We start from the raw sequence: 26,925 nt of genomic DNA on the forward strand, positions 1-26,925 counted from the left end.
GTCTACGGTTCGACCAGTCTCATGCACCGGACGCGAATTCCTACCATTAGTCCGCATCATGAGACGTACATTTCATTTTCACCGCCCCCGGCGACGGGAGGATCTCCCGCCGCCGCCCCCTCGGCGTCTCACTCGACTTCCCACCCGTTCTCACCCGACTTCTCATCCGACATCGAGCCGGAGCAGATCCTCCTCGGTCTCCCGCCGCACGATGACCCGCGCCGCACCGTCCCGTACGGCGACGACGGGCGGCCGCATCGCGTGGTTGTAGTTGCTGGCCATGGAACGGCAGTAGGCCCCGGTCGCCGGTACGGTGATCAGGTCCCCCGGTGCCAGGTCACCCGGCAGGAAGGCGTCCTTGACCACGATGTCCCCGCTCTCGCAGTGCTTGCCGACGACGCGCACGAGCATCGGCTCGGCGTCGGAGGTGCGGGAGGCGAGGGCGACGCTGTACTCGGCGTCGTAGAGCGCGGTCCGGATGTTGTCGGACATCCCCCCGTCCACGGAGACGTACGTCCGCAGCCCCTCCAGCGGCTTCACGGTCCCCACCTCGTACAACGTGAACGCGGTCGGCCCGACGATGGCCCGCCCCGGCTCCACACTGATCCGCGGCGTACGCAGCCGCGCGCCCTCGCACTCCCGCGTCACGATCTCGCTCAACGCCTTGGCGATCTCGTGCGGCTCACGGGGGTCGTCGTCGCTGGTGTAGGCGATCCCGAGCCCGCCCCCCAGGTCGATCTCGGCGAGCTCGACCCCGTGCTCGTCGCGGACGTCCTTGAGCAGCCCCACCACGCGGTGCGCGGCGACCTCGAACCCGGACATGTCGAAGATCTGCGACCCGATGTGCGAGTGGATCCCGATCACGTCGAGCCCGTCGAGCTGCAACGCCCTCCGCACAGCCTCCGCGGCCTGTCCGCCGGCCAGCGGAATCCCGAACTTCTGATCCTCGTGAGCGGTGGCGATGAACTCATGGGTGTGCGCCTCGACCCCGACCGTGATCCTGATCTGCACGGGCTGCCGCTTGCCCAGCGACTCGGCGATGTGAGCGACCCGGACGATCTCCTGGAAGGAATCGAGCACGATCCGCCCGACCCCGGCCCGCACGGCGCGCTCGATCTCCTCCGGCGACTTGTTGTTGCCGTGGAAGGCGATCCGCTCGGCCGGCATCCCGGCGGACAGCGCGGTGGCGAGCTCACCCCCGGAACACACATCCAGGTTGAGCCCTTCCTCATCCAGCCACCGCACAACGGCCCGCGACAGAAACGCCTTGCCCGCATAGAAAACATCGGCGTCGGTCCCGAAGGCGGTCCGCCAGGCCCGCGCACGGTCCCGGAAGTCGGCCTCGTCGAGGATGTAGGCGGGCGTCCCGTACTCCTCGGCGAGCTGCGTGACGGCGATCCCGCCCACGGTGACGACGCCGTCGGCGTCCCGCCCGACGGTGTGGGCCCAGACCTTCGGGTCGAGGGCGTTCAGGTCGTCCGCCGGGGCGGTGTAGTGACCCTCGGGCAGGACATCGGCGTGCCGGGGCCCGGCGGGGTGTGCGGAACGGCTCATAGCTCTTCGTGCTCTCTCAGATGTGGTCGGGTGCGTCGATGCCGAGCAGGGACAGGCCGCCGGCCAGCACCGCCCCGACGGCTTCGGCGAGAGCCAGCCGGGCACGGTGGGCGGCCGAGGGTTTCTCCCCACCGCGCGGCAGCACGCCGGGCAGCAGGGGCAGCGCGGCATCGGCCACGGCGACGAGATGCCGGGCGAGCCGGTCCGGGGCACGGTGCTCGGCGGCGGCGGCGAGAACGCGGGGGTGGTCGGCGAGGGCGGCGAGGGTGGCGGGGGGAACACGCTCGGCGCCTTCCAGGGGCCCGGGATCAGCCACAAACCCGAGATCAGCGGCATTCCGCCCCAGGGCCCGGGTCCGGGCGTGCACGTACCGCACCCGGAACAGCGGATTGACCTCCCGCTGCACGAGCCCCTCCGCCCCACCCCGGACCCGGTCGTGCCCGGCGGGTCGCAGCAACGCCCAGCGCCCGGCATCACGCCCGAGGGCGAGAAGGGAGTCGGGGTCGGCCACGGGCACGGGCCGCACATTCACGGACACCTCGGCGGACGCACTCCCGCCACCATCGACCCGCACCCCGAGGACGTCGGTCCAGCGGGGCTCGACCCCTTCGGCACTGGTCCGCACGGTCACGCCCTGCGCCCGCAGCAACCGCCCGACGACCTCACCCACGACGACGGCCCGCACCTCACGCGCACAGTGCAGCCGCACGACGGCCCCGCCGGCCCTCTCGACATGCCCGTACCGCCCCCCGGCCCGCAGCACCTCGGCAACGAGTCCGGCACCGACGGCCCCGCCACCCCCCTCATCAAGACTGATGTTGATGAACCCGGGCCCGGTAAGAACAACGTCGGCGATCCCGCCCACCCCGACAAGACGACGCCGCAACACCTCGGCCACCCGCAGCGGCGTCTGCCCGGCCGGCCGAGCCAGCTGAAGGGCAACATTGGTGGCGTAGTCACCACACCCCCCGGGCCCGGGGAGCGTCACCACGGCCCGCTCCGGTACGGCCACACTCAGCTCCCCCGCGTCGACAGCGCGACGCACCGCGTGCAACACGGTGCGGGAGAGCTCTACGGGGGTCACGGGTCAAGCGTATGGGAGGAGGGGGCGGGGAAGGCGACCCGGTTTCCGGGAGTCCCGCGATATGGACGCCACGGCTGGGACCACCCTCAGGTCACGCCTGAGCGGGCGACTCACTCTCCCCCGCCCGCCCGAGCACATGCGCCGCCCCGAACCCCGACGAACCGGCGCCCACTCCCCTCGCCTTCCGCTCGACCAACTGCCGCACGAGGACGATCAGCTCGGCGGGCTCGAAAGGCTTGGACAGAAAGGCATCGGCTCCGGCGGCAAGCCCGGCCTCGACCTCGTACGGCGTGGATGCGCTGACGATCGCGATCGGCAGGTCCCGGGTACGCGGATCGGCACGCAGCCGGGCAACGGCTCCGAGCCCGTCCAGCCGGGGCATGACCACGTCCATCGTCACGGCGTCGGGCCGCACCTGATGGACGACTTCCAGACACTCGGCACCATCGCCCGCGGTCACGACCTCGAAGCCCTCCAGCTCGAGATTGACCCTGATCAGCTGCCGGATGACCTTGTTGTCGTCCACAACAAGAACTCGGCCAGACGCCCTAGGCACAACTCGAGAGTAGGTCGCCCCCGGCCGCCGCGTCCGGGTTTTCCCCACTTCCACCCCGTGCGGGGGACAACGCCCGTCGGGACCGGGCCGCCGACCCGCCAAAACCCGTACCTGACCACCCCGGGCAAGCTGGTAGTGTTCTACCCGTCGCCGCGAGCAACACCGACCGCGACCGACACGCCCCCGTAGCTCAGGGGATAGAGCAACGGCCTCCGGAGCCGTGTGCGCAGGTTCGAATCCTGCCGGGGGCACCTTGGATTAGGTGCCCAAAGACCCCGTCACCAGCGGAAACGCTGAGGCCGGGGTCTTCGCGTATGTGCAGGCGTATGCCGCTCGGAGCGGGCGTATGTCGGGGTCTGTGGACGAGGCGTGGACGGGATCTTGGAGCGTCGCCGCAGGTGAGCCCTGGAGACTGCGAGCACTCGTAGGCGAAAGCGGCCCTCCACCCGGCGGGCGCCAAAGGGTCCGCGTGCCGTCGACGGGCAATGGTAAGTGCACCCGCAGCAACCAACTCAAGGGAGAAAGCCGGGAGCACCAGCAGTCTGACAAAACGCCGATCTAGCTGGTTTGCGGCGTTACACTCCGTGCGTTGGCGACGAGCCACGGACCATGGGGAGGGGAAATGAGCGCGAGCGGGACCCGCACTTGTTCTTGGTGCGGCGAGGCGGGGCACGACAAGAGGACGTGCGATGTCTCTCACAACGCTGGGAAGTGCAGCGTGTGCAACTACCACGGGCACGACAAGCGCAACTGCCCGAACAAGTGAGGAAGCAGCAGCACAGGTAGGGCGGGGAGCGAACAAGGCCCCAGACGATAAGTCTGGGGCCTCAGTGTTGGGGCAGGACGCCTCACTCGTACTCGCGCAACAGGTCCTCGATTCGCCGGTTGGCGACGTCCTGCCGTCCGTCGAGGCACTTGGCGTAGCGGGTCAGCAGGACCTCGACGCTGTTGCCGGCGCGCTCGGCCACCTCGGTCGGATCGACACCGGCGTTGAGCCACGTCGACAGCGCCGAGTGCCGGAGGTCGTACGGCCTACTCGCGAGCGGCGAGGCCGCGACGGCCGGCGGAAGCGCGAGGAGCCGGGCCTCCTGCCACACGCGGTAGTAGGTCGAGGACGGGACGACCGAGCCCTTCTCGCTGAAGAACAGCCGCCCGTCGTCCGCCGTGCCGAAGGTGGCCAGGTGCTCGCGGAGCACGGCGACGAGGTGGGGCGGGATGGGCACCCGCCTGACGTCCTCGGTCGGCCGGTTCTTCAGCCCGCGGTCGTCATGGGTCTCCCCCGAGTCGGTCCACTGCTTGCCGACGGACGGACGTGTCCGGTGGAGCAGCGCCGAGCCCCAGCCTTGCCCGGGAAGGTTCAGGTCCGTCTCGACGAGGCCGACCGCTTCCGCCGGCCGGAGACCACCGAAGTACATGGCGGCGAACAGACCCACGAGGCGACGACCACGGGCACGCCGGTACCCGCCCACGTAGGAAACCGCCGCCAGCAGGTTTCGTGCTTGCTCCGGGTTGGCGACGACCCGCGGATCGACCTGGTTGGACACCTTTGGCTTCTGCCAGCGGACAGCCGTGATCGGGTTCTCCCGCAGCTCCCCCAGATCGACGGCGTAATTCGCGGCGTTGACGAGCGTCCGACGCTTGCGCCGCACCGTCTCGGCCGCTGCCGCCGTGCCGTCGAGCTTGAGCTTCAGCGAGTCGAGGACCGCGCGAGCCGTGGCCGGTTCTGCGAGATCGGCGAGCGGCCGGGACGCCTTGGACACCCAGTGGAGAACGTTCCGCACGTCGTCCGGGACTTCCCGGTCATCCGGCCCCGGCAGCACGAAGGCCCAGTTGCGCAGTGCTCTGCGGATCACCTCGTCGGACGGCCGTCCAGCACGCTCGTCGAGGAGTTCGAGCGTCACGCTGGTGAGGGCTTCGTTGATCCCGTCCCGTGTGTTGGGGGCGGCATGGGGCCACTTCATGGCGAGGTACCTGAGAGCGAAGGCGTACCACGACACGGCCGACTTCTTCTCTTCCATCGAGGCCGGAAGGCCCGACTCCGTGTCGAACTCCTCGCCGTCCCGCATCGCGCGCATGAGCTTCGTGCGGTAGTGGTCGGCGAGCGCCTTGGTCCGGAAGGACTCCGAGAAGACGTTGCCCGCAACAGACCAGCGGACTCCATATGAGGGCGTCTTGGTGTCCCGCTTACGAACGCTCCAGACCTTCACATCGAGAGACTTCACGCCGCCGCCTCCAACTGCCGGAGCCACGTTGTGAAGTCACTCCGCCACACCCGGAGCTCCCCATTGGGCAACTTGAACGCAGCGGGGCCCTGGCCCAATTCGCGCCAGCGGTAGAAGGTGCGCCGGGACACCCCACCCAGCTCGGCAAGGATCTGCGGAACGGTCATGAGTTCGTCGCGTCGGCGGTCCATGTCGGTTCTCCTTCCGTTCCGGGAGCGGGTTCGAGGGTGGCGGCGAGCCAGCTTTCAGCACCGGAGAGGCCGGTTCCGGCGAAGACCCAGTGCGCGAGGACGAGAGTCGTTTCCTGGGCGGTGTCGACGGCCGGAGCGGCTTGGGCGCGGCGCCATTCGGCGCGGGCGTCGCGGAGGGCGCCGAGGGTGGTCGAGTAGCGGCGGGACTTGGTGGAGAAGTGGCCGCGGAAGCCGAGCATGTGGGCCCAGGCCCGCAGGCGGAGGTCTGCCAGCTCGGTGCGTGCGCCCAGGGTCCAGGCGGTGCGGATCATGCGCCGGGCGTGGTCGGTGATCCTCGCTTGTGCCAGCTCGGCGAGGAAGCGAATCGGCCGGTCGAGGGTGCCGGTCGCCGTCTCGGCGCCTTTGGTGGCGTACTTGGCGACGTACGCCGCTACGGCCCGCTCGGTCAGGTCCTGGCCGTCGCCGAAGTCGGCAGAGCGGATCGTACGGACGTCGAGCTGTCGGCCGAAGACGAAGGTGTGCGGCCGGCCGTCGACCTCCGGGCCGTCGACGCGAGCGGCAGCGGCGGCAGCGCGGATGGCGTCGGTCAGTAGCTCGGCCGTCGCCCAGGCCGGGGGCGCGGTCTCGCCGCCTTCCGGGCCGTCGAGGCGGATGACCGCGTGGAAGTGGACGGCGCCACGCTTCTGGTATTCGGCCACCTTGGCGAAGGAGACCTGGGCATGGTCGCGGAAGGCCCGCTGGGTGAGGCCGGCTCGCTTGGCGAATTCCCGGCGGAGGTAGATCGAGAAGCGTTGCCAGAGGGCCCCGGCGTGCGCGTTCCACAGCACGGCCGCTTCGTAGTCGTACGTGTCCGGGTCGAGGGGCGTGCCCAGGGCCGGGTCCTGGCCGTCGTGGCGGATGCCGCAGCGGCAGGGGCGATCGCCGGAGGGGCGGTTGTGGACCGGGCCGAAGCCGGGGGCGGTGAAGGTGGCGAAGACGCGCGGGTGGGTGGCGACCCGTTCGGGGGTGCCCTTGCCGCCGCGGAGTCCGGCGGTGATCAGGTGGTAGGTGTCGCGGCGGTAGGTCTCGGCGCAGGCCGCGCACCGGGTGGCGCGGCGGTTGTTGCAGCGGACGAGGAGCTGGCCGGCCGGGAGGGCGGAGGAGTCCAGGTGGTGCAGGACGCGGCCGATCTCCCCGGTGGTCCGGTCCACCGCGTATTCGGTGCGGTGGCCGTCGAGGCGTACCGGGCGGGTGCAGCCGCCCAGGCCGGACAGTTGGCGGCCCAGCTCGGGCAGGGTGCCGAGGGAGGCCAGCATGGAGAGTTCCGCCAGCGGAGGCGGAGTCTGCCGGGTGATGATGGGAGTTCCTTTCGGCTGTCGTGACGGTTCGGAAGGGACGGCCCCGGGGCGGCGGGATGCTTGGCGGCTTGTTGCCGCCCCGGTGGCCGGTCAGCGCTTGTGTGCGCCGTTGACGAGCGAGCGCAGGACCACGGCGGCGATGGCCACGGAAACGGCCGAGACGGCGACCGCCGCCAGGAGCGCGGTGAGCACGATCCCGACGACGACCACGGCGCCGACCGCGCCGGCACCGATGCCCACGTACGGGGCGACCGGACGACCGGCCGAGGCAACCGGAGCTTGCGTCTGCTGATGCGTGACGGCCGTTGTCGGCAGGGTCGGGACGTCGGGCAGCTTGGGACGGAACACGGCGGATCTCCTTGTCACTCGTGGGTGCCGTTGACGACGTCGACCCCGGAACGGGTGCCGGATTCGATGGCGGGGGCGAGGAAGGTGTGCGAGAGCCAGAAGCCGAAAAGCGCGATCACGACGGCGACCCAGAGCCGGACGCCGAGAAACTTGATCGCGGCCCAGGCGATGACACCGAGGACGAAGACGAGCGGCAGCGAGACGGTCACGGAAGCTCCTTCAGCGGACGGCGCAGCGGTGAGTACGGGCGGCCAGCTCGGCGGCGGCGCGGCTGTCGTAGTCGGTGGCGAAGCCGCAGCGGGGAGCCGTGCAGGCGGCGGTGTGCTTCTCGCGGCCCCGGTCGTCGTAGTAGGTGGCGACCTGCACGGGGCCGATGCGGACGACGCGGCGGAAGCGGCGGTTGGCGGTCATCAGGGGGTCTCCTTGAGGTCTTGGCCGGTGAAGTCGGTGACGTGCTCGGCCAGCCAGCGCAAGATCTCGTCGCCCTCGTAGCTGTCGGCGGCGAGGATCACGGGCTCGGCGATGAGCACGGCTTCGGTGAGGCGGTTCTGTCGGGTCAGCTCGGCGGCACGCTTCAGCGCGCGGAGCGTGGACGGGCGCACGGGGGAAAGTCCTCCGGGTCAGGTCAGGTGGGTGGAGATGGCTTGGGCCAGCGGCAGCGGGACGCCGAGCCGGGAGCGAAGGGTCGAGGTGTCGATGGGCGTTCCGGTGCGGGCGCGGTGCTCGTCGGCGACCTTGCGTGCGAGCGTGACGAGCGCCGGCGGGACCGGGGGCGTGGAGGGTGGAGCCGGCTCCGGCTCCGCAGCGGGCAACTCAGGTGCAGAGGAGCGCGCTTCGGACGCGATGGGTTCCGGGGCCGACTCGCGCTGCTCCGTCGAGGCGTCCGCGGTTGCTCCGTGGGCGAGCAGCGTTCCGCCCAGGAAGGCGATCGCGGGCCATCCGGCGACGAGGATGCGCAGCCAGTCCGGCACGTCGTCGAGGTCGAGGAGTCCGGCCGTGGCGACGTTGGCGCCGAGCGAGGCGGTCAGGGCGACGAGGAACCAGCACCACCCGGCCGTTTTCGCCTCACCGGAGCGCAGCCGCCGCCAGGCTGCGACCAACAGCAGGTCGACGGAGACCGGGTAGGCCCAGGCCTTCCAGCCGTCCTGTCCGGCGGCCAGCGCCAGGTCATGCAGGTGGGCGAAAGACAGCGCGGCGGCAATCAGCGCTTGGACGAGTACGGCGTCGATGCGGACGGACAGGGCACGCACGGCGCAGCTCCTTCCGGTTCCAGGCATGGAGGGGGTAGGGACGTGGCACGGGACGGCCGTGCCGGCCGTGGGCGGGTGCGCTTACTCGATGACCGGGCGGGCCGTGGCTACGGGCCCGTACGCCTCTACCGGCATCGGCTGGACGTACGGCCGGAGGGGGTGGAGCGCCGGTACGTCTGGGGCGAGGTGAGCCGTCGCGCGGCAGGTGGCCGCGGCGTCGGCGAGGGAGAGGTAGGGGGTGCGGATGCGGGACCAGCCGCCGGAGGTGTCGCCGACGACGGCCAGGCCGGGCAGCTCGGGGGCGATGGCGCAGGCCGCGAGGACCGCCTCAGGGGCGATGTCGCCGAGTGCCATCTTGGCCGAGGCTTCGTCGTTCACGCGGTGGCAGACGCGGCCGGTGAGCTGAGCGCGGAGCATGGTCGCGCCCTTGCCCAGTTCGGCGCCGAAGCGCTGGCCGCAGACTTCGAGGTAGATGCCGGCGGCCCGGCCGAGTTGGGCGAGCCGGATGAGGTGGGTGACCATCTCGTCCCTCCGTTCCTCCTCCTTCCGCGTGGCGACGAGGAAGAGTTCGGCCACCTCGTCGACGAAGAGCACGATCGGGGCCGGGCGTTCGTCCTCCGGCAGTCCCCAGAGGTCCGAGGTGATTAGCTCTTCTGGGGTGCCGGGCGCGATGCCCTGCCGGGCCTTGATCAGGTCGTATCGGTCCTCCATTTCCTTCATGAGCGCGGGAAGCAGCTCGGCCGCCTGGTCCGGGTCGGTCGCCAGGGCGGAGAGCCGGGGTGCGAAGGGCGCCAGCTCGACCCCGCGCTTGCAGTCGATGCCGACCAGGGCCACCGGCTGGGCGGCGAGCCCGGTCAGCAGGTTCCGCAGGTACATGGACTTGCCCGAGAGCGTTGCGCCGAGCACCAGTTCATGCGGCACGGCCTGGTAGTCCCGTACGAACGCGGTCGCGTCCTCTCGTAACGCCACCGGGATCCGAAGCGAGCCGCCGTCGAGCCGACGGGGCATCCGCACCTTCCGCAGCACGTCGAAGCCGACGAGCCGCAGTTCGACGACGCCCGGCTTGACGTCCCGCACGTGGACGGCGTGGACGCCCCAGGCGTGCCGGAGGCGTTCGGCGGAGGCCGCCACGTCCGCCGGCTCCTGGCCCGGGGCCAGCCGCAGCCGTATGCGCAGGCCGGTCGTGGTGGGACGGATGACGCCCCGGCGAGGAGGCACCGGCCGGACCTCACGGCGGGTGGTCGCCCGGACAGCCAGTGCCCGCCACCGGGACGGCTCGACGGTCAGGCCGCAAGCGTCCATGGTCGAGGAGTACGAGGCCAACAGCCGGGCCACCGAGAGCGGCAGCCCGACCGTGGACCAGTACGCCGCCGGGTGGGCGTGCCGGGCGTAGGCGGCGCCGCCTATCGCGGCGAGCGAACCGCCCAGCTCGGCCCACGTCACCAGATCCGTCATGGCGGTCAGCCTGCCTGTGCCATCGAGAAGGCGCCCGGAGCGACGGCGGTCGCCCGGTAGGCGATGCCGTGCCGCTCCCGGCCGTTGAAGACGCTCTGCCAAGGTCGTGCCACCAGCCCCGGGAGCGAGACCGGAGCACCGACCGTCAGGCCCTCGGTCACGCCGCTCTCCGGGACGGTGACCTGGATCAGTGACGACTCGCCCTCGTCGATGTAGACGACGCCGACGGTCATCAGCGCCTCACCGGTCATCGCGTCCTTGGCGATTTCACCGGTCTGCCGGTCGCGCACCTTCGGCGCCGGAGCTTCGGTGAGCAGGATCGTGGCGGTCGAGGCGTCAACGCGGATCACACGCACAGGGATTGCTCCTTCTGAGAGTTGATCAACTCGCCAACCTGACAAGTTGACTTAGCAAGTTCGAAGCTAAGGATGCCAGGTTGACTTGTCAAGCTGCTGTCGCGGGGCTTCGCTCCCGGACGGGGCTCAGCTCAGACGGTAGGTGTCTTCGAGTTCCTGCCGGTCAGCGGGCAGGAGCACGTCAGCGACCTGCAAGGACCGGCCGGAGGCGTCACAGGCGACGACCAGGACACTCAGCACGGGCATACCGTCCGGCAGATCCAGCAGTTCGGCTTCACTCGCTTCGGGCAGCCGGGCCGACACACGCTCGACCACGTGGTCGAAGCGGACCTTCTTCCGCGTTTCGAGGTGTTCGCGAACACTCCCGCTCAGAGGCTCGTCGGTCCCCAGCTCAGTACCCTCGACCAGGCCGGCGGGGAAGTACGACGAGACCAGCTCGACAGCTTCACCGTCCTCCTCGACCAGGAAGCGACGCATGAGAACCTCGGTCTGCTTCGGCAGGCCGAGCGCCGAGGCGACCCGAGCCGGGACAGGTACACGCCCGACTTCGATCAGCCGCCCCGCACCCTGCGTCTCATCGCGCTCCAGCGCCTCACGCCCCCGCCGGTCCTTCTGCTCGACGACTTCCGGTCGACCGCGGACGATCGTGCCGTACCCCTGCCGCGACTCGAGCCAGCCGTCCCGCTTCAGCAGCTCCAGCGCCCGGACGACGGTCGGGCGGGACATCCCGAAGGCCTGCACCAGCTGGTTCTCACTTGGTACGCGGGTGCCGGGCGCGTATGTGCCGTCCTCGATGCGCTGCTGAAGCGTCTGCGCGAGGCGCACGTACTTCGGTGGCTCCACTTCATACGCCATGAACGCCGCCTGTCGGGATTGGCCAAGTCAACTGGTCAACCAGCCTAGCGACACTTTCACAGTGACAGTAGGAGAGGCGAGCTATCCCGTCACACCGGCCAGGCATCAGCGACCACGAAGGAGACGACCGTTCCGCCGAGGTGGCTGGGCCCGGAGCGCCAGGAATCCGCGATGGAGTCGACCAGGAGCAGCCCCCGTCCGTGAGCGTCGTTTGCCTCCGGATGCCTCAGCCGCACGTTCGCCGGGAACCCCGGGTTGTGCACGTCGACGCGGAGCGAGGTTCCCTCGCGGTACCACTCGACCCGCACCAACCACGGGTTATCCGACTTCCCATAGCAGATGGCGTTGGTCACCAGTTCCGAGATCATCAGCGTGCAGTCGTCGATCGAGCAGGCCGGGTTGTACGGGGCGATGAACTTCCGGAACCAGCGCCGCGCACGAGACACGGACTCAGGCTCCGGATGCAAGGTCATCGCTCCGAGCCGCGGCGAGTCCTCACAGGGGTGGCGGTCGATCGTGTAGGCCATGCGTGCTCACTCCTTGCCGCTGCCGTCGCAGTCGAGGCAGCGCCGCTTCGACGTGGCACGGTCGCGGTCGTTGGCCGTGGAGAGCGCCAGCGCCGTTCGGGAGCCGACGCGCTTCCATCCACGCCCCCGACACCCCCGGCAAGCTAACCGCGCGCCCTGTACCGGCCGCCGACTCGTCACGTCGTGCCCCCTTCTCCTCAAGTGGCCTTAGCCACTTTCTGGATAGTGGCATTGGCCACTTGAGGTGTGCAAGCGGTTCGCCGGAACTGGCGAGTCGTCGTCAGGTGAGCGGGTAGCCCTGCTCGAACGCCCAGCGGTGCGGCGGGTAGGTGGCTTCGGCGAACTCCAGGGGACGGTCCTGGAGGTCGAAGACGACGTGATGGACGATGAGGACCGCGGACCCCGGCTCCAACCGCAGGTCGTCCGCCTCCTCATCCGTGGCAGCACGAGCGCACATCCGGTCTTCCGCGTAACTGCCTTGACGCCCCGTCATTCGCTCGACGTACATGAGCGTGCCTTCCTGGATCCGCTCGGGGTCCAAGAGCTTGGGTGCCCGCTGGCCGACATCCGCAGCGAACCACGAAGTGGACAGGTTGATCGGGCCGTCCTGGTTGTTCGTCACCCGCCGGCGGTGCACGGCTCGGCGATCCTTCACCAGTCCCAGCGCCTCGACAACGTAGTCCGGAGCCTCCAGCCACCCGGTCGAGGTGATCACCGCGTACTCTCCGGGCGTGTAGATCTTCCCGGTCTGCCGTGCGCGTCCGTACAACTCGCGTGCGCGCCGGTTCACTTGGAGGCTGCGCACGTACGTCCCCGAGCCCTGACGCTTCTCGACCAGGCCCTGATGACTCAGCGCCTCCAACGACCGCGCAGCCGTGGGCCGGGACACCTTCCAGTCCGCGGCGAGCTGCCGTTCCGAAGGAACCTCGTCCCCCGGTCGCAGGTCACCCCGAAGGATCTGGTCACGGATGTAGTGGGCGATCTGGAGATACTTCGGCTGGGCCTCTTCGATCTGCGGCATCTCCCCTCCCTTCCTCGTCCAAGTGGCTATGGCCTTTGGCCACTATAGGGTGAATGGCCAACCCGTGAACCCGTACTCTGAGCGCATGACGCGGTTGATCGTCGCAGCAGGAGGAGGGGGCGACGCAGTCGCCGCCGCCATGCTTCACGCCGCCCTATACGGCGACGAGGACCGGGCGGTGATCCTCACGTACGCGTGGGACCGCCTCCTGATCGACCCCCTCCCGGGACCACGGGGAGCCGACAGCTTCACGGGACTCGAACCCGTCACTCAGTCCGTCTGGTCGGTGCCGGCCGAGGCCCAGCCGATCGCCCCGGCGGGCTCCGCACTCCCCCGACTCGCGACGGAGCTCCCGCACACACTGGCTCTGCTCGACCCGCACCACGGCGCCGAGGGCATCACTCGCCAGCTCGAAGAGCTGGTGTCCCACCTGGCGCCGGCATCGATCGATCTGCTCGATGTCGGCGGCGACATCCTCGCCCAGGGCGACGAACCCACCCTCAAGAGCCCCCTCGCCGACGCCCTCACCCTCGCCGCCTGCTGCCAGGTCAACGCCCCGATCCGGCTCCTGGTCGCAGGCCCCGGGCTGGACGGCGAGATCCCCGCCGACGACCTGCGCCCTCTGCTCGGCACCCTCGTCCACACCTTCACCGCCGAGGACGTGGAGACGATCGGCAGCATCCTGGAATGGCACCCCTCAGAGGCCACCGCCATGCTCGCCGCAACCGCCCGAGGAGCCCGCGGCATCTGCGAGGTGCGCGACGCCGGCCTCCCCGTCCCCCTCACCGACGAGGGGCCCACAGTTCACGAAGTCGACCTGGACGACGCGATCAGCCGCAACAGCCTGGCCCGCGCCATCATGACGACCGCCGCCCTGGACGAGGCCGAGGCATACAGCCGCGAAATCTGCGGCTTCTCGGAAATCGATTACGAGCGCAACAAGGCAGCATGGCTCACTGAGCGGCCACCGACGAAGCTGGACCCGGACGACACCCTGTCTCGGCTCGACCAGTTCCAGAGCGAGGCCCGAGCCCGCGGAGCCACCCACACGACGTTCCGCCACATCACCGAGGCCCTGAACCTCAGCGGTTCTCACAGGGACGCCCTGCGCCAACTGCTCATCAGTAGCTGCCCGAAGCAGTACGCAGCTCCCTTGTGGCGCATCCCAACCGACGACTGAGTTACAACCTTCTTCACGGGTTCAAGGCCCGCGCACGGCGCGGGCGCGCGCCGCCTCTGCGGCGCGGCCTGCCTCCTGTCTCCGCCCCGGCTGGCCGCGCCCGGCGGCGCGCTCGGCGGCTGCGGGCAGAAGTGGGAGACACCCTCTGTGGCTGGGGCGGTCGGCTCCACGGCTTTAGGCAGCCACTTTGGGGCGAGCCTCTAAGATCATGGCCCCAACGTCGTACTTTACCGGGCAGGTCCACAGACTGCCCGACTCGCCATCAGCTTACGGGGCCATGATCACTCGCCCCAAAGCAGCTCCAGCCCAAAGCCGCTCCGCCGACCTTGCGGTACACCTACACCGGGCTGATCGCGCCCGAGACGAACCAATTGACCAGAGTCAATGCAAGGACCACGGCGCTCTCTGCTTCCGCTTGAGAGACGTGCAAGGGGGCTTGGATGTCAGGGTCGACGTGCCGGGTGTACTCGTTCGTCCAAAGAATCTGCATCATCCCAAGGAGAACAGTCTTGGGATCTGCCGCTGAGTCGACCTTGAAAGTGAAGTTCCACTTATCAGGCTTATCTCGGAATGCTGTGATCATTTTACCGAGAGTCGGGATGGAGTCTTTTGGTGAGATAACCGGCGCGGCGGCGGCCTCCACCGCCCGAACCGCATATCGGTAGGCGGCTGAAGGGTCCCTCGTCATCGAGAAGGCGTGCTTCCAAGCGTCAGCAAGCAGCCTGCCGGCACGTGCATCGAGAGTTCCCGTTGTCTCTGCGGCGAGCTGCACCGTGGCATCGATGCGCTCGACGAGTCCCGGCTTGCCCGATACGAGGCCAACTCGCCAGGCTGAGGCGGCTTCCTCAAGCGACCGCTCCAACTCCTCGCAGTGGTAGTGCTCAGGTGGTAGATCCGACAGCATCAGGTCCACGGCGCCGAGGAATGATTCGTCGTCTTTATAGAGGGTGCCTCGCAAGTGATGAAGGAGGGCTTGCCTGTCGGAAATTGTGGCTTCGCCGCCGGTCCATCCGGATGAAATCCTCAGAACGCGTTCGACTCTACGCATCTTCTCGGCGTTTGGTGCAGAGTAGGAGCCGCTCCGGTTGTTGCCATACGTGCTGTGAAGCTGCCCAGAGAGCCAACTCCACAAGGACTCGCGGAGCCAGGAAGGGACTCCGTCCGTGAGTCGCACAAATTCCTGGTGTGCAGCCTCACTGCGACGAGCCGAAAAAGGCCGCCACTCATCTTCTTTTTGGTTCATCGGGTCCCCCGATCTTGCCACCGGCATCGCCATACACCATACCCGCGCCGATGGTTCGGTCGCTGAGGTATTCCTGTCAGCAGGCCCATCACCCCCGGAAACCTTGGAGCAGCAGTATCGAGCAGTCCTTAGCAGCAGCGTCGTCTACGGAGTGGTCGGAGGTACCAGATCGAACTTGCGCGGGTAGATGCACAAGCGCCCTCCCGGGCCGTCCTCGGGCCGTGGAGGGGCGCTCAGCGTTGACCAACGTCGACAGCTACCGACAGCTCAGCAGCAGGTCAGGACATTGATCGATTAGGCGGCCGCAGGTTACGGCCGTCGGTGATCAGTTGTGGCTGTAGAGAATGGTCGCAGCGGTCACACGTCCGCGGACTCCATCGGTGCCCGAGGGCCTGGCAAACCGGGTTCTCCATCGTTAGCTTGCTCCAGCACCAGGAGGCGAAGTTCCGCCGGGGTGGGCCACGGCGCGCTGCGGTGGATCATGCGGTGGCAGTTCGAGCAGATCAGAGCCAGGTCCGCCAGCTTTGTAGTGCCCTCTCCAGCCACGTGGAGCGGCACTACGTGGTGACACTCGATGTAACCGTCACCGCGCTTGCCGTACACCTTGGCGAAGTCGAATCCGCAGGCTTCGCAAGACAGGGCGCCACCCCGCTTGAGTACCGATTCGATCTTCTTCCTGCGGAGACCCTTATTGCGTTCGCGCGTGCGATGGCGCCGGTAGAGAGCACGTCCCTCGGGTACGCTGACGTCGTCATCGAAGCTTCCATCATCAGACTGCGCTACAGGTTGCAGATCACCGGACCGCAGTCCCTCACGAAGTAGCTCAGCGGCACGCGCCATCTCGGCCGGTCGGTCCAGGAAGTCACGGAGTACCTCGCGGTCCAGCTGTCCGCCGTTGGTCGGATCACCGTCGTAGTCGGGGTGGAAGCTGGCGATGTTGACAGTCTTGAGCGCCGCGCCGTTGCGGTTGCGGTACTCGGCCGCCCGCTGCTCCGGTGGGTAAGCAGCCAAGAGCTGTAGGAGGTCGGACAGTTCCGCGATCCGGGGGTCCGAGGATGGGAGCGCTCGCCACCCGTTCTTGGCGACGACATCGCACGCGAGGATCAGCTCGTCCCTGGTCCACTTCGGGCTACGAGATACTCCCACCTGAAAGCCTTCGCGCTTGAGCCAGCCAACTGCGGGTCCCACACCGGCGCTCAGCTCACCCCAAGTCAAGGGCCTACCCTGAGAGTGCTTGTGGGCCACCGCTGCCACGGCCTTGGAGTCATACTCCTTGCCGTCGTGCAGGATCGGGAACTTCCGGCCCGGCTTGAAGTCGTAGAGGTCGAGGAACGCCTCCGCCCCCAGTTCGTCGTACTCCTGCAGAGTCTTCAGGATGTCGTCACGCGAGATGGCCCCTTTTTCCATGGGCGGAGCTTAAAGGGCAGGTGTGACAACAGACGTGGCAGTCGGCGCCTCCATGCCAACCGAGCGGCAGTGCAGGGACTGGGTGAACGTCAGCCTCGCGTCAGATTGAGGCACCCACACGGGCGCGGTCTCCCCACCTCCCAGAGGGCATCTACGGCTCGTACGTCACCCGAGCGGGGCTGACGACGAACAACCGATGTCACCAGCGCGAGTGTGTTGCATTTGCGCAACGTGCAATCTCCTTGAGGTTGTCGGAGCGTGGGTGAGATTGTTCATCGTGTGACCGGATCAAGGGACAGCCTGCTCGGGGCAGCGTTGCGCGAAGCACGCAAACGTGGGCGCATCACTCAGCGTGACGCGGTCGAGGGGTGCGGGATCTCGTATTCGACGCTTTCCCGGATCGAGAACGGTGTGCTACCAGTCCGGTCACTCCAAGTTGCATTGGCGGTCGCCCGCAACGTTGGGCTGGAGGAGGGGGAGGTTTTGCGTCTGGCTGGGCCGCTAGCGTCGGCCGGCTCGGCCGAACTCGCTGACCCCAGTATCCGCCGTGTTCTGCGAGACGGCCGACTGAACCCAGATGCGTTGTCGGCACTCCGCGTGACGCATCTGAGGCTGCTCTCGTCAGAATTTTCAGCCGATCTGGGGAGCGCGAGGCCCGTAGACGTGCGGCTCGCTGCCAAGAAGGCAGGTCTCACCCTCGTTCCGAGTAACGGTACGGAGGCCCGCTTCGCCCGCCAAGGCCAGTGCTACGAGTTCCCTCGGGGCAATGACAGTGCCCCGATGGGACAGCGGCTCTGGGGTGCGCATGGCATCGCCCATCGACTCATCGCCGCCGAGAGCGGGACCATACCGGAGTGCCAGGTGAGAGAAGTCGGCTCGGTGGCTGAGAGGGAGGCGACCTATGTAGCGTCCCGCATCCTCGTACCTCAAGCCCTGCTGGCCGCTGACTTGCGGCAAAGGCCACTGCCGCAGGATCCCACCGAATTTACAGCCGCCTTGGAGCGGGTCGCCTCCCGGTTCCGGGTCCCTACCCAGTGGGCTTCAGCACGTGTGGCCGAAGACAAGATCGGAGAACTTCACTGGTGACAGGTAATCAGGCACGTCCGTGGGGAGACGACTCCCCCAGCCCGCTGGCGGCTATCCGCCAGATGCGCGCCGATGCCCAAGGCGCCGTCGTAGCTCTCGGTAGCCAGACTGACTCGCAGGCAGCAGCTTACGTCCCCAGCGCAGTCGACGACGCGATCACGGAACTGGCCTCTCAAACCGTTCCGCCGCATGCCATCTTCATCACTGGTAGCGCAGGGGGAGGCAAAAGCGGAGCAGCGGAGTTCCAACGGCAGGCTCACGCCGAAAAGTTCAGCGTCATAGTGGAGGACGCCACGCATGCCGATAGCCCCGGCGAGGACCAGGCCGACAGCCTTGCGCGCAGACTCGCCGACCTTGCCGACGATGCAGACCAACGCCCCAGCGCACCGATCCTTGTCGCAGCAAACATCGGGATGCTCATCCAACTTGCTCCGCTGTGGAAAGAACGCGGGTTCCAGTTCACCGCTCTCGTCCATGCGCTGTTCACGCGCCTGGGCCTGCCAGTGGAAGACGCGGTCGGACAACCGCTGCTCCCATTGCAGGTCGAGGTGCTGAACCTGGACCACCGCCCTACCGCAGGAGAGGGGACCCTGCTGCCGGAGATGCTCAAGCGGCTGGCACCGGGCGACGGCACGGCTCTGTTCGATGCCAGGAGATGCGGCACCTGTCCGGCCATCTCACACTGCCCCGCCCACACGAATGCGGTCCTGCTGTCGACAGTAGCCGTCAGCGCGTTCGACACGGTGGCACGCCGCGCGGCCGTCGAACGCGGGCGGAGCGACACCCCTCGGGCGCTATGGGATCTGGTAAGCCGGACTGTCCTGCGACCGGAGCTGTACGACAGTTTCGTTGACCCCTGTGAGGCAAGTCTGCAGGCTCACCAGAAGGACGATGCCACTTTCGTGCTTAGAGGCCTGCTTCCGGTGACCGCGTTCGCTGGTGGAGGCGAGGTAGGGCCCCGCATCGCCGCACAGTCGCCGGCACTGGCTCCGACACGCGAGGCATACGAGGCTTTCGCAGACTCCGGTTTGCTCCCGATCCAGGACGCGCGACCGGTAGAGCGTCTGGTGGAGGCCGTAGAGAGAGCCGGGATCGACACACCGGCCCTGCGGACCGCAGCCGAGGCCCTCAAGGCGGGGTCCACCAGTCCGGACGCAACCCAGGAACGCGCCTGGCGTGACCTGGTGGCGGCCACAGTCATCGGATCGCGCTACTTCCTGGACGAGCTTCCGGACACTCAGTTCGATGAGGAGGAGCGGTTTCTCCGTGCGCTCAGTGCCTACGAACGCTGGCAGGCAGCAAAGCGCGACAATCATGGGGATACAGCACTCGAAGAGGACGTCGAACAGCACGTCAGCGCCATGGTTGACGAGCTCGCCGGCGGCTTCGCTGCCCTGTTCGGCGCTCAGGCCTCAGGGGGCACCTACCTACCCGTCCACATCTACGACGCCCGGGAGCCAACGCGGGTGTTCGTGCAGTTCAGACTCACTCTGGCCGAAGCGGTGCCTGTCCTCGACAAGCCATCGTCGACAAACCCGACCGGAACGCGCCACGTCGGCTACAGACCGATGGCTGTATCCCTCCGCATTGAACAAGGGCGAGACGGCCGACCGGACGCCCAGCTGGCTGTTGACCTCCCCTCCTACCGCATCCTCAGCGCTGCCACCCGGGGAGTGGCCAGCAGTGGGGACGCCGAACGTGTCTACGCCCTGCGGAGGGCGGCAGCAACGCTCGCACGGCTCGCAGAAGACCGAGAGTACGTGCACATGCTTGTGGACGACCCGACATCCGGATGCCGCTTCGTCATCGAGCCCCGGACGGGCTTCAGCGGAAAGCTCACTCTCAACGCCAGGATGGTGAACGAATGACCGGCCCTGCCGCGAGCCTGCAGGACACGCTGAACACAGTCGCGGCCTCACGGAACGCAACGATCAGCCTGCTGGCTGACGGCCGGACGCTGCGGGCAACGTACGCCGGTCGGCAGTCCGAGCTCGCGCTTCCGATCGACGGAACCGACCTCGACCGCCTTGCCCACATTCCCAGCGCTCTTCCCTCCCGTGCGCGCGGTGACGTACGGGAGAAGACCCTCTACAACATCCTGCAGGACATGTCCGACAACTCGGGCAACCGCGTAAACGACGAGAATCTCCGCGAGAAGCTCGCCGACCTCCTGCAGGTCGACCAGGGCCACCGGCAGGTCTTGGCCGCCGTCACCGAGAGGCAGTACTGGATCCACCCCACCTCAGCCTCGAATAGCCCGCGCAGCTTCCTCGCGCCGTTCCACAGTGAGCTCCCCACCGCCTTCGACTATGCGGGCCGCTACAAGTCGTTTCGCGGCAATCTGCTGCTCTTTCTGTGCTGGGACGGCAGCGGCTTCGACACCGCGCTGGCCGACGAGATCGCCAAGTTCCTGGGAAGCGAAGACGGCCTCAGCCCACTGGACCGGGTTTTCCTGAATGCCGCCCGCACGGCGGCTAGCTCGCAGGAGCTAGCACCTGTGTCCTCGAGGCGACTCCTCGAACGGTACGGTGAAGCGCTGCGGAACGACCTCGCGCCCGGCGCATTCGATCAAGAGAGCCTGGACCGCATCCGCCGGGACCTGCTGGCAGTAGTCAAGCTCCAACTGCCCCGCCACGACAAGGCACACGCGCTGATCGCAGTGTTCAGCCTCCACATCGCCCTCTACTACTACCGGCTCGCATTCCGCCTGGGGACGGGGCTGGATTGCGCGGCAGCGGTCCTCGATGGCAAGGAGCTGCCTGAGCGCCCTAGATTTGAAGGGCGAATCCTTTTCCGCGTCGGTAGCGCAGGTGACCGGCCGGTTCGGGCCTCCGACGCCTGCGCCCAAGCCTGGCGGCATCTCGATGAGCATCACCTACTGGCCCTACCAGCCAACATGGTCTCCGCAAATCTGGTTCACCAGGTAGCGCAGGTCAGCGGATCAGACTGTGGCCCCGTACCCGACCCGTACGCCTGCGCACAGGCTCTGGCCGGCGATCCGGTTGGCCGGGTCTTGGCGGACCTGCTGTGTGCTGCCGCAGCCGTGATGCTCCGGAAGGACAGCACGGAAGTTGTCCCATCGGATCCGGGCATCGGAGTCTACGCCCTTCGAGAGGCCGTCCTGGCCTCATTCCGGAGCCGGGGCAATGCCTTGAAGCAACGGGGCCGCGACATTGTGAACACGTTCGTCGGCGGCTTCAGCGGCGAGTTGAAACGCAACCGCGGCCGAGTGCGTTTCTTCGAGCTGGACGAACAGGTCATCTTCCTCCTCGTCAAGCTGCTGCTCGATAACTCCGGCCGGAACCAGCTGGCTTTCCGCCAGGAATTCCTACCGGGTCTCCGCGAGTACGGCCTTGCGCCTCAGGACGCGGCGGAGGAAGAACTTCTCTCCCAGGCCCTGGGCCGTCTGGGACTGCTCGAACGCTACAGCGATGCCGGGGAGGCACTGTATGTCCGCCACATCCTCTGACTCAGGCCGCCGGCACTACACCACACTTGTGGCTGCCGCCCTCAAGCAGGCGGCAGCACAGCCCCAGCGTGCAGGCCGCCGCCTGATGCTGCGCGGTCTGCACGGATTGGCCCCCGCTGACCTCCTGCCCGCACTCCTGGCCTCCGAGACCGTTACCGTGACGGTCTACCCTGAAGGCCTCAGCGGGCAGTCCCGTGATATCACCGCGACCAGGCTGGCCAACGGCACCCTGCTCATCCCGTACCTGGTCAACTCGGATACCTCGACGCCGACGGGACCCAACACCGGAGGCGAAGGCTTCGCCGCCGCTTTGCGCACCCATTTCCTTGCTGGAGCAACCGAGCCCCGCGTCCTGCTCATCCTCGACCACCAACCCCCTGAGACAGTCCTGTCCACGACCGAGGACGCCGCCCTGCTCCCCGAACTGGAGTGGACCCAGCTTGCCCGGCAGGCCGCGGTGCAGGAGACACCGTCCCTGTCTGCATTCGTTGCAGCCGTCGTCGAGGACTACCTCGACCGGTGCGTCACGAGCGCCCAGATCAACTGGCAGGACGCTGAGCGGCTCCGGGGTTGGGTGACGGACAACAAGGACAAGCCCGAAACACACGCAGGCCTGGCACTTCCACTGCTCGGTTTCTACATCGCCGACAGCAAACCCACCCCGCGGCGCCTGGCCAAATCCGCTGACTGGCGGCGGGACCTTGACGACTGGATCGCATCCCCTTCCGAGGACCTGGCGCGCCGGCTCCTCCTGAAGCGAATCCCGGCCGAAGGAGCCGCCAAGGTCCTGCAGTCACGCAGCCTCCGCGGCATGGACTACACGGGATTCACGCTGGACGACCTCGCCCGCAGCGCCACTGGCGCCGCACTGGACCTGGACGCTGTCCACCCCGTCAGCGGGCCGCGGCTTGTCCTGAAGGGCCAACAGAGTCTGGCCATCTGGATGCCTGCCAGCGGTGGGACACTGCAATTCAACCTCATCCGGCTTCTCGGACGAGGAGAGAGCGTGCGCGTGCGGTGGCAGCACGACAGCTACGCCACCCTTAAGACTCAGGGCCGCGGCGCGCTCCTCAACGTGGCGCCGCCAAGCGCTGCCCAATGGCGCTTCGGCGCCGTTGAACTGAACTCGCCCGATGGCCCGGTTCAAAGCTTCCGTCTGGCACTGTTCTTCAGTGACGCAGACATCGCAGGGTTTGAGCGCGGGCTCGACGTCGACCCTGACGTCGGGGGGTTCATCTGCGCGGACCAGCCGCAGCTCGACGCCTGGCGCGCTGACGGCAAGGAACTCGGCACGGCCAAGATCATCACCCCTGCTACGGACAACAGCGACAACGATGGTCCGCAACTGGTCACAGGCCTGCTGCAAGGATCACCCGTCGGGCCCGTCCCGGTGGTGCCTCGCAGCGCCACAGAAACTGACGAGGAGGAAGACGCCTCTGGCCCCGGTTCCGACTTGCTCGACGCCAAGGGAAGTCGCGCCGACAACGACGAGGCCGACCACGAGGACCTGCACGGCGACGAAGATACCGGGCCAGAACCGGACCCTCTGCTGAATCGGCCTGCCCTCGGCAGGGGCGAATCCCTGCCCACCAACGGACAGCAGCTCACGCTCGCCCACGCCATGCTCGCTTTCCGCCAATCCGACTGGCCGGCGAACGCCAACATCCCTGAGACAACCGCATCCGGACAACAGAAGAAGATCACCGCCAGATACGGTGCACAGCGTGTCGAGGTGCAGCCCAGGATCGGCAAGACCAGCCTCCTCGGACCCGAGAGTCTGATCCTTCAGCACCCTGAGGGAGCTGCCTTCCGCGTCAGCAGCACGGGTGCCGAAGTCCTCCAGCAGCTGCCACAGCCCGAAGCCTCGTGGGCAAAGGAGCTCAAGGCATTCGCCGATGCCAGACGCCGGTTCTTCGAAATTGCCGCCGCCGTCGGCAGCGTCTTTGCTCTGGACCCGCGATCCCCTGAGGCATCTGCCTACACCAGCACCTACCGCGCCCTGCTCGAAGCGTTGCCCCGCAGCGGTGCCTCCCGCACTGAGTACGAGCGGCTCCTGCTCATCGACACCACTGAAGTCATCGGGACCCCGGACTTGTTCGTGGCGCCCACCAATCCGCTGAGCATTGCCTTCTACGCGGGCCTCACCACGCGCTTCGCCGAACTCGTTGGTGCAGGTGCGGAAGACTTGGACAAGGCCGACCTCAGCGCGTTTTCACCGCAGCACCTGCTGCCCCTGATCATGGCGGACGGCAGCTGGCACGAAGGCGTGCCCTGCCCCCATGCCTTCTTGTGGAGACGCTACCGACCGCTGGACGGGAGCACGCCGGGAGCGCTTGAACGCAACAGCTCGTTCATTGCCGGCCGCATCGCCTTCTTCCTGGATGTTCACCCGGGCATGAGCAATCCCGACGCCACTGTTGCCGTCACCTTCGCCAACCCCGGCATCGAGCCAGTCCTGGACGCGATGCGCGAGTTCTACCGCAAGGACCTGACACGCCAGGCGTATACGCGCCCCAAGCTCCGCGTGACCCTTGACGGGGACGCAGACGGGATCCGGCACGGCGTCTCATCGCTGGTCGCCTCGGCCGCCTCCGATCCTCTGGACCGACTGGTATGCACTCGCTCGGTCATCCGCCACCGCCCCGCTGACGAGCAGGACTTCTCCCACCTGTCCTTCCTATTCCGGAGCCCCGGCGAACGCAAGGTACGGCCGGTCGGCCTGCAACGGAGAGCGGGTACCACCTTCGCCCGTGCGCTCGCATGTGCACCCGGACGAGTTTTGATTCCCGACGCCGATCCGGTTTTCGCCACCGGAGTCTTCGCTCCTCAGCCGGACCAAGGCTCATCCGATCTGGAAGCCATCCAGTATCGATGCCTGGAGCTGGTCGGCGGGCAGGGTGGGGAAAATCTCGCCGCTGACCAGACCCGCATGGTCACTGTCCGCACCTCCGACAAGGCCCTGTCGGAGTGGTACGGCAAGTCGGCGTGGGTAATACACCTAGACCGGTTGGTTGGCCTCGAAGCGTTCACTCTCGCAAGTGCACGGCGACGCACCGTCCTGGAATACGAGGAACGGGCAGATCCCGACTCATCCGGCTACGACGGCATCACGGGCACGGAGTACGTCGGCCCGTACGTCGCAGCACTCAACCGAGCCCTCGACGGAATTGCTGCGCCTGATCCACAGCAGGCTCAGTCGCTGATGGCCCTGCTGGAAAGCGTCTCTGGCAGGTGGGCCCTGCAGATCGTCCAGCGCCCCCAGAACAAAGTACTCGAGCGCGCCGGAACAGCGTGTGCCATCCGCTACGCCCAGGGAGTGGAGGGCGCACTCGACCCTCTACCCGGGCTGCGGGCCATCGTCTCACTTGAAGAACTCGTCCCCTCTTTTCCACAGGCCGGAGTCCCACACAGGCTGGCTGCGACCCGCAAAAAGCACGGCGCGATGTGTGACGACCTGCTCCTGGTCAGCTTGCTTCCCCGTGATAACAGGCCGCCGCTGGTACAGATGAGCGTCGCTGAGATCAAGTTCTGGAGCGAAGCACCCAACTACAGTGACGCCGCCGCGCAGGTCGAAGAGAGCATCAAATGGCTGGCCGACCGGTTCCAAACCCCCGGCCCGCTGAAGGACCTCCGGGGCCGGGAACTTGCCGAGCTCATCCGCTCCGCCACTGCCCGCAATACCGCCTTCGGACTCACCGAAGCAACACGGGGAGACGCTGAAGACCTCCTACAGCAAGTAGCACAAGGCAACTATGAACTGGCCTTCGGCCACTGGCGCAGCGGCTCCTATCGACGGGGCATGGTGGTGTCCGTCGAACGGAACGCCCCCGGCACCGTTGAACTGCACCAACTCAACGGCCCAGAAGGACCGGTCGACGTAGTCAGCGTACGCAGTACGGCTGTGCGAAGCGCACTGCGCGGAGACCCGGTTGCGGCCCCTGCGAGCTGGCACCGACTCACACCGGTTCCCCCACAGGACACTGGCACGCCAGCCGGCTTCGATCCGAAACCGGTAGCGCCCTCCGGCCTGGATCTACTGCCGAACGGGCATGACAGCCAGGCCAAGCCTGGGAAGAAAGCAGATCCAACCGTGACCGAGGAGGACAGGGAAGAAGTAGTGTCCGTGGCTCAGCGTTTGGACAGCGCATTCGCTAAATACGGGCTGGCTGTCGAACCGTTCGGTCCGGAACTCGCCCACCAAGGCCCGAGCGTGATTCGCTTCCGTACCCGCACCCTGGGTAAACTGTCCATCAGCGACATCGAACGGCGTGCCAGGGACATCAGCCGCGAGGTCGCCACCACAGGTGAGATCGCCGTCGGCCATGAACCGGGCTACGTAACGATCGACGTCCCAAGACAGCACCGCCAGCCAGTACTTCTGGGCGAGGTGCTTCACGAACTCGACAAGCCCGCAAAGCCCGGAGCTCTGTCCTTCATCGCCGGCATCGCCCCGAGCGGAACCGCGCACATTGCCGATCTGTCCCGGCTTCCCCACCTGCTCGTCGCCGGCGCCACTGGCTCGGGCAAATCAGTATTCCTCAGAGGATTGCTGGTTGAGCTACTTCGGTCACGTACCCCGGAACAGCTCGAGCTGATCATCATCGACCCCAAGAGGCTCGACTTCGCTCCGTTCGCCAAGGCCTCGCATTTGCGCAACTCCCAGATCATCAGCGATGCCGACATCGCTCTGGAAACACTGCGGAACGTCTTGGAAAGCGAACTCGAGCGCCGGCAGCCCATCCTAGAGGAAGCGGGCGTCAGCTCAGCATCTGAGTTCTACGAATCCGGAGGAACGCTAGAAGAGCTGCCCCAGCTAGTGATCCTCGTCGACGAGTTCGCGGATCTCATCCTGTCCGGCAGCGACCGCAAAGCTTTCAGCGAGCTCATCCAGCGCTACGCCCAGCTCACGCGCGCATACGGGATCTTCCTCGTGCTCGCCACCCAGCGGCCCAGCGTCGACGTCATTACTGGAAGTATCAAGGCGAACCTCAGCGCGCGGATGGCCTTCTCTCTGCCCAGCCATCGGGACTCCATGACTGTCCTGGACCAGGGCGGAGCAGAAAACCTCCTCGGGGACGGTGACCTGCTCTTCTACCGCAACGGAAAGGTGGAGCGACTTCAGGCCCCATTCGCAAAGCCAGCCGATGTGAGGGCAGTCCTGGACTAAATCGTCGTTGCCTACGCGCGTGCCGACCCCTGGGTCGGCACGCGCCAGCTTCTGGTGATCAGCCAGCCGATGGCCACTGGCTCGATCTCGCCCTGCGGGAGTAAGGCTCCGCCCCAAAAATGCACGTGCTGACGCGCAGCCAAGCGCGGCGGGCAGCTCTGGAGCCGGCCAGCAGAGCAAATCCCTCGTCTACCGGAAGGTGCTCAGGGGACAGATCGCTACTGAGCACAGGGCGAAGAAGCGGGCGCGGAAGGCTGCTCCGGCCACGGTTGCGCAGGAGCCGACCATCCTGGTTGCCCGTGATGATGTTGAGTACGCCAAGAAGGCGGCAGCAAAGGCCGAGAGTGCGGCTGTCGACCGCGGGCATCAGCTTGCCAACTAGCTGTGAACCCGGGGTCGCCGTGCTCCCACGGGTCCCCGCGCCCCGCCTCTGCAGCGGCAGGACGGCTGTACGAGCCAGGGAATCCGGACGAACTCGGGGCTGCGTCTGCATCCGGAGGCGCGTAGAGACGTCGCCGATGGGCTCGGAGAACAGTGCCAGCCAGCAAGGCTAAGCGTATGGCGGATCGCAGGTTGGGCTGTGAAGCGGAACGTGGACCATCCGTGGACTGGTGGCC

Annotated in this window: 23 protein-coding genes and 1 tRNA gene; 6 read left to right on the forward strand and 18 right to left on the reverse strand. The window is 67.4% G+C overall.

Annotated elements, in window-relative coordinates:
* Nucleotides 1-162: 162 nt before the first annotated feature.
* From lysA to IG94_RS0121615, 3 genes are all read right to left on the reverse strand, one after another.
* On the reverse strand, nucleotides 163-1,554 hold the full coding sequence (gene lysA, locus IG94_RS0121605) for a diaminopimelate decarboxylase (RefSeq protein WP_031039404.1): 1,392 nt from the start codon (nucleotides 1,552-1,554) through the stop codon (nucleotides 163-165).
* Between the two features lie 16 nt (nucleotides 1,555-1,570).
* On the reverse strand, nucleotides 1,571-2,638 hold the full coding sequence (nrtL, locus tag IG94_RS0121610; protein WP_031039420.1) for an ArgS-related anticodon-binding protein NrtL: 1,068 nt from the start codon (nucleotides 2,636-2,638) through the stop codon (nucleotides 1,571-1,573).
* A 91-nt stretch (nucleotides 2,639-2,729) separates the two neighbouring features.
* Entirely contained in the window at nucleotides 2,730-3,242 is a 513-nt protein-coding gene (locus tag IG94_RS0121615) for a response regulator (RefSeq protein WP_211269685.1), read from the reverse strand.
* 131 nt (nucleotides 3,243-3,373) lie between these two features.
* Here IG94_RS0121615 and IG94_RS0121620 point away from each other — a divergent pair.
* A tRNA-Arg gene (locus IG94_RS0121620) sits at nucleotides 3,374-3,445 on the forward strand.
* 597 nt (nucleotides 3,446-4,042) lie between these two features.
* Here the strand turns inward: IG94_RS0121620 and IG94_RS0121625 are convergent.
* From IG94_RS0121625 to IG94_RS0121685, 13 genes are all read right to left on the reverse strand, one after another.
* Nucleotides 4,043-5,416, reverse strand: a complete 1,374-nt coding sequence (locus IG94_RS0121625; protein ID WP_031039427.1) for a tyrosine-type recombinase/integrase — start codon at nucleotides 5,414-5,416, stop codon at nucleotides 4,043-4,045.
* Nucleotides 5,413-5,607: a helix-turn-helix transcriptional regulator gene (locus IG94_RS0121630; protein WP_031039432.1), complete on the reverse strand. Its 195-nt coding sequence runs from the start codon at nucleotides 5,605-5,607 to the stop codon at nucleotides 5,413-5,415. Before IG94_RS0121630 ends, IG94_RS0121625 begins: the two co-directional genes overlap by 4 nt.
* Nucleotides 5,580-6,902: a replication initiator gene (locus IG94_RS0121635; protein WP_031039434.1), complete on the reverse strand. Its 1,323-nt coding sequence runs from the start codon at nucleotides 6,900-6,902 to the stop codon at nucleotides 5,580-5,582. The genes IG94_RS0121630 and IG94_RS0121635 overlap by 28 nt, the downstream gene beginning before the upstream one ends.
* 132 nt (nucleotides 6,903-7,034) lie before the next feature.
* Nucleotides 7,035-7,292 carry a hypothetical protein gene (locus tag IG94_RS0121640; protein ID WP_031039437.1) on the reverse strand — a complete coding sequence of 86 codons (258 nt, stop codon included), beginning with the start codon at nucleotides 7,290-7,292 and terminating at the stop codon, nucleotides 7,035-7,037.
* Nucleotides 7,293-7,306: 14 nt separating this feature from the next.
* Complete coding sequence (locus tag IG94_RS0121645) at nucleotides 7,307-7,501, reverse strand: hypothetical protein (protein WP_023588145.1); 195 nt, start codon at nucleotides 7,499-7,501, stop codon at nucleotides 7,307-7,309.
* 10 nt (nucleotides 7,502-7,511) lie between these two features.
* On the reverse strand, nucleotides 7,512-7,703 hold the full coding sequence (locus IG94_RS0121650) for a mobile element transfer protein (protein ID WP_031039443.1): 192 nt from the start codon (nucleotides 7,701-7,703) through the stop codon (nucleotides 7,512-7,514).
* Entirely contained in the window at nucleotides 7,703-7,894 is a 192-nt protein-coding gene (locus IG94_RS0121655) for an RING finger protein (protein ID WP_019527053.1), read from the reverse strand. Before IG94_RS0121655 ends, IG94_RS0121650 begins: the two co-directional genes overlap by 1 nt.
* An 18-nt stretch (nucleotides 7,895-7,912) precedes the next feature.
* On the reverse strand, nucleotides 7,913-8,542 hold the full coding sequence (locus IG94_RS0121660) for a DUF2637 domain-containing protein (RefSeq protein WP_031039444.1): 630 nt from the start codon (nucleotides 8,540-8,542) through the stop codon (nucleotides 7,913-7,915).
* Between the two features lie 81 nt (nucleotides 8,543-8,623).
* Nucleotides 8,624-9,997, reverse strand: a complete 1,374-nt coding sequence (locus tag IG94_RS0121665; protein WP_031039445.1) for an FtsK/SpoIIIE domain-containing protein — start codon at nucleotides 9,995-9,997, stop codon at nucleotides 8,624-8,626.
* Between the two features lie 5 nt (nucleotides 9,998-10,002).
* On the reverse strand, nucleotides 10,003-10,353 hold the full coding sequence (locus IG94_RS0121670; protein ID WP_004928450.1) for an SCO3933 family regulatory protein: 351 nt from the start codon (nucleotides 10,351-10,353) through the stop codon (nucleotides 10,003-10,005).
* A 126-nt stretch (nucleotides 10,354-10,479) separates the two neighbouring features.
* Nucleotides 10,480-11,208: a GntR family transcriptional regulator gene (locus IG94_RS0121675; RefSeq protein ID WP_031039451.1), complete on the reverse strand. Its 729-nt coding sequence runs from the start codon at nucleotides 11,206-11,208 to the stop codon at nucleotides 10,480-10,482.
* Between the two features lie 89 nt (nucleotides 11,209-11,297).
* A complete protein-coding gene (locus IG94_RS0121680) occupies nucleotides 11,298-11,735 on the reverse strand; it encodes an ATP-binding protein (protein WP_031039454.1) in 438 nt (145 codons plus the stop codon).
* Nucleotides 11,736-12,015: 280 nt separating this feature from the next.
* Nucleotides 12,016-12,756, reverse strand: a complete 741-nt coding sequence (locus tag IG94_RS0121685) for a GntR family transcriptional regulator (protein WP_031039457.1) — start codon at nucleotides 12,754-12,756, stop codon at nucleotides 12,016-12,018.
* A gap of 85 nt (nucleotides 12,757-12,841) precedes the next feature.
* Here IG94_RS0121685 and IG94_RS0121690 point away from each other — a divergent pair, with 85 nt between their 5' ends.
* Nucleotides 12,842-13,936 (forward strand): DUF1152 domain-containing protein, encoded by a 1,095-nt coding sequence (locus tag IG94_RS0121690; RefSeq protein WP_078892385.1) that lies wholly within the window; start codon nucleotides 12,842-12,844, stop codon nucleotides 13,934-13,936.
* A 337-nt stretch (nucleotides 13,937-14,273) separates the two neighbouring features.
* Here IG94_RS0121690 and IG94_RS0121695 read toward each other — a convergent pair whose 3' ends face one another.
* The gene (locus tag IG94_RS0121695; protein ID WP_157852289.1) at nucleotides 14,274-14,984 is read right to left on the reverse strand and encodes a hypothetical protein; all 711 of its coding nucleotides are present in this window, start codon (nucleotides 14,982-14,984) and stop codon (nucleotides 14,274-14,276) included.
* Between the two features lie 552 nt (nucleotides 14,985-15,536).
* Nucleotides 15,537-16,586, reverse strand: a complete 1,050-nt coding sequence (locus IG94_RS0121700) for an HNH endonuclease (RefSeq protein WP_031039465.1) — start codon at nucleotides 16,584-16,586, stop codon at nucleotides 15,537-15,539.
* Between the two features lie 279 nt (nucleotides 16,587-16,865).
* Here IG94_RS0121700 and IG94_RS44370 point away from each other — a divergent pair, with 279 nt between their 5' ends.
* The 4 genes from IG94_RS44370 to IG94_RS39705 all read left to right on the forward strand — a co-directional run bounded on the left by IG94_RS44370 (nucleotide 16,866) and on the right by IG94_RS39705 (nucleotide 26,308).
* A complete protein-coding gene (locus IG94_RS44370) occupies nucleotides 16,866-17,672 on the forward strand; it encodes a helix-turn-helix domain-containing protein (protein WP_043484231.1) in 807 nt (268 codons plus the stop codon).
* A 62-nt stretch (nucleotides 17,673-17,734) separates the two neighbouring features.
* Nucleotides 17,735-19,540 (forward strand): hypothetical protein, encoded by a 1,806-nt coding sequence (locus tag IG94_RS0121715; protein ID WP_157852291.1) that lies wholly within the window; start codon nucleotides 17,735-17,737, stop codon nucleotides 19,538-19,540.
* The gene (locus IG94_RS0121720; RefSeq protein WP_031039473.1) at nucleotides 19,537-21,141 is read left to right on the forward strand and encodes a hypothetical protein; all 1,605 of its coding nucleotides are present in this window, start codon (nucleotides 19,537-19,539) and stop codon (nucleotides 21,139-21,141) included. The genes IG94_RS0121715 and IG94_RS0121720 overlap by 4 nt, the downstream gene beginning before the upstream one ends.
* A gap of 28 nt (nucleotides 21,142-21,169) precedes the next feature.
* Nucleotides 21,170-26,308, forward strand: coding sequence for an FtsK/SpoIIIE domain-containing protein (locus IG94_RS39705; RefSeq protein WP_169752381.1), 5,139 nt, complete (start codon nucleotides 21,170-21,172; stop codon nucleotides 26,306-26,308).
* Nucleotides 26,309-26,925: the final 617 nt, after the last annotated feature.

The sequence above is a fragment of the Streptomyces olivaceus genome (genome assembly GCF_000721235.1).
GTDB classification, from domain to species: Bacteria; Actinomycetota; Actinomycetes; order Streptomycetales; family Streptomycetaceae; genus Streptomyces; species Streptomyces olivaceus.

Excerpts from the sequence above, each read along its gene's own strand:
- lysA (WP_031039404.1), bottom strand. The coding sequence starts at position 1,554 with ATGAGCCGTTCCGCACACCCCGCCGGGCCCCGGCACGCCGATGTCCTG.
- IG94_RS0121630 (WP_031039432.1), bottom strand. The coding sequence starts at position 5,607 with ATGGACCGCCGACGCGACGAACTCATGACCGTTCCGCAGATCCTTGCC.
- IG94_RS0121635 (WP_031039434.1), bottom strand. The coding sequence starts at position 6,902 with ATGCTGGCCTCCCTCGGCACCCTGCCCGAGCTGGGCCGCCAACTGTCC.
- IG94_RS0121650 (WP_031039443.1), bottom strand. The coding sequence starts at position 7,703 with ATGACCGCCAACCGCCGCTTCCGCCGCGTCGTCCGCATCGGCCCCGTG.
- IG94_RS0121665 (WP_031039445.1), bottom strand. The coding sequence starts at position 9,997 with ATGACGGATCTGGTGACGTGGGCCGAGCTGGGCGGTTCGCTCGCCGCG.
- IG94_RS0121675 (WP_031039451.1), bottom strand. The coding sequence starts at position 11,208 with ATGGCGTATGAAGTGGAGCCACCGAAGTACGTGCGCCTCGCGCAGACG.
- IG94_RS0121680 (WP_031039454.1), bottom strand. The coding sequence starts at position 11,735 with ATGGCCTACACGATCGACCGCCACCCCTGTGAGGACTCGCCGCGGCTC.
- IG94_RS0121685 (WP_031039457.1), bottom strand. The coding sequence starts at position 12,756 with ATGCCGCAGATCGAAGAGGCCCAGCCGAAGTATCTCCAGATCGCCCAC.
- IG94_RS0121690 (WP_078892385.1), top strand. The coding sequence starts at position 12,842 with ATGACGCGGTTGATCGTCGCAGCAGGAGGAGGGGGCGACGCAGTCGCC.
- IG94_RS0121695 (WP_157852289.1), bottom strand. The coding sequence starts at position 14,984 with ATGCGTAGAGTCGAACGCGTTCTGAGGATTTCATCCGGATGGACCGGC.
- IG94_RS0121700 (WP_031039465.1), bottom strand. The coding sequence starts at position 16,586 with ATGGAAAAAGGGGCCATCTCGCGTGACGACATCCTGAAGACTCTGCAG.
- IG94_RS0121715 (WP_157852291.1), top strand. The coding sequence starts at position 17,735 with ATGCGCGCCGATGCCCAAGGCGCCGTCGTAGCTCTCGGTAGCCAGACT.
- IG94_RS0121720 (WP_031039473.1), top strand. The coding sequence starts at position 19,537 with ATGACCGGCCCTGCCGCGAGCCTGCAGGACACGCTGAACACAGTCGCG.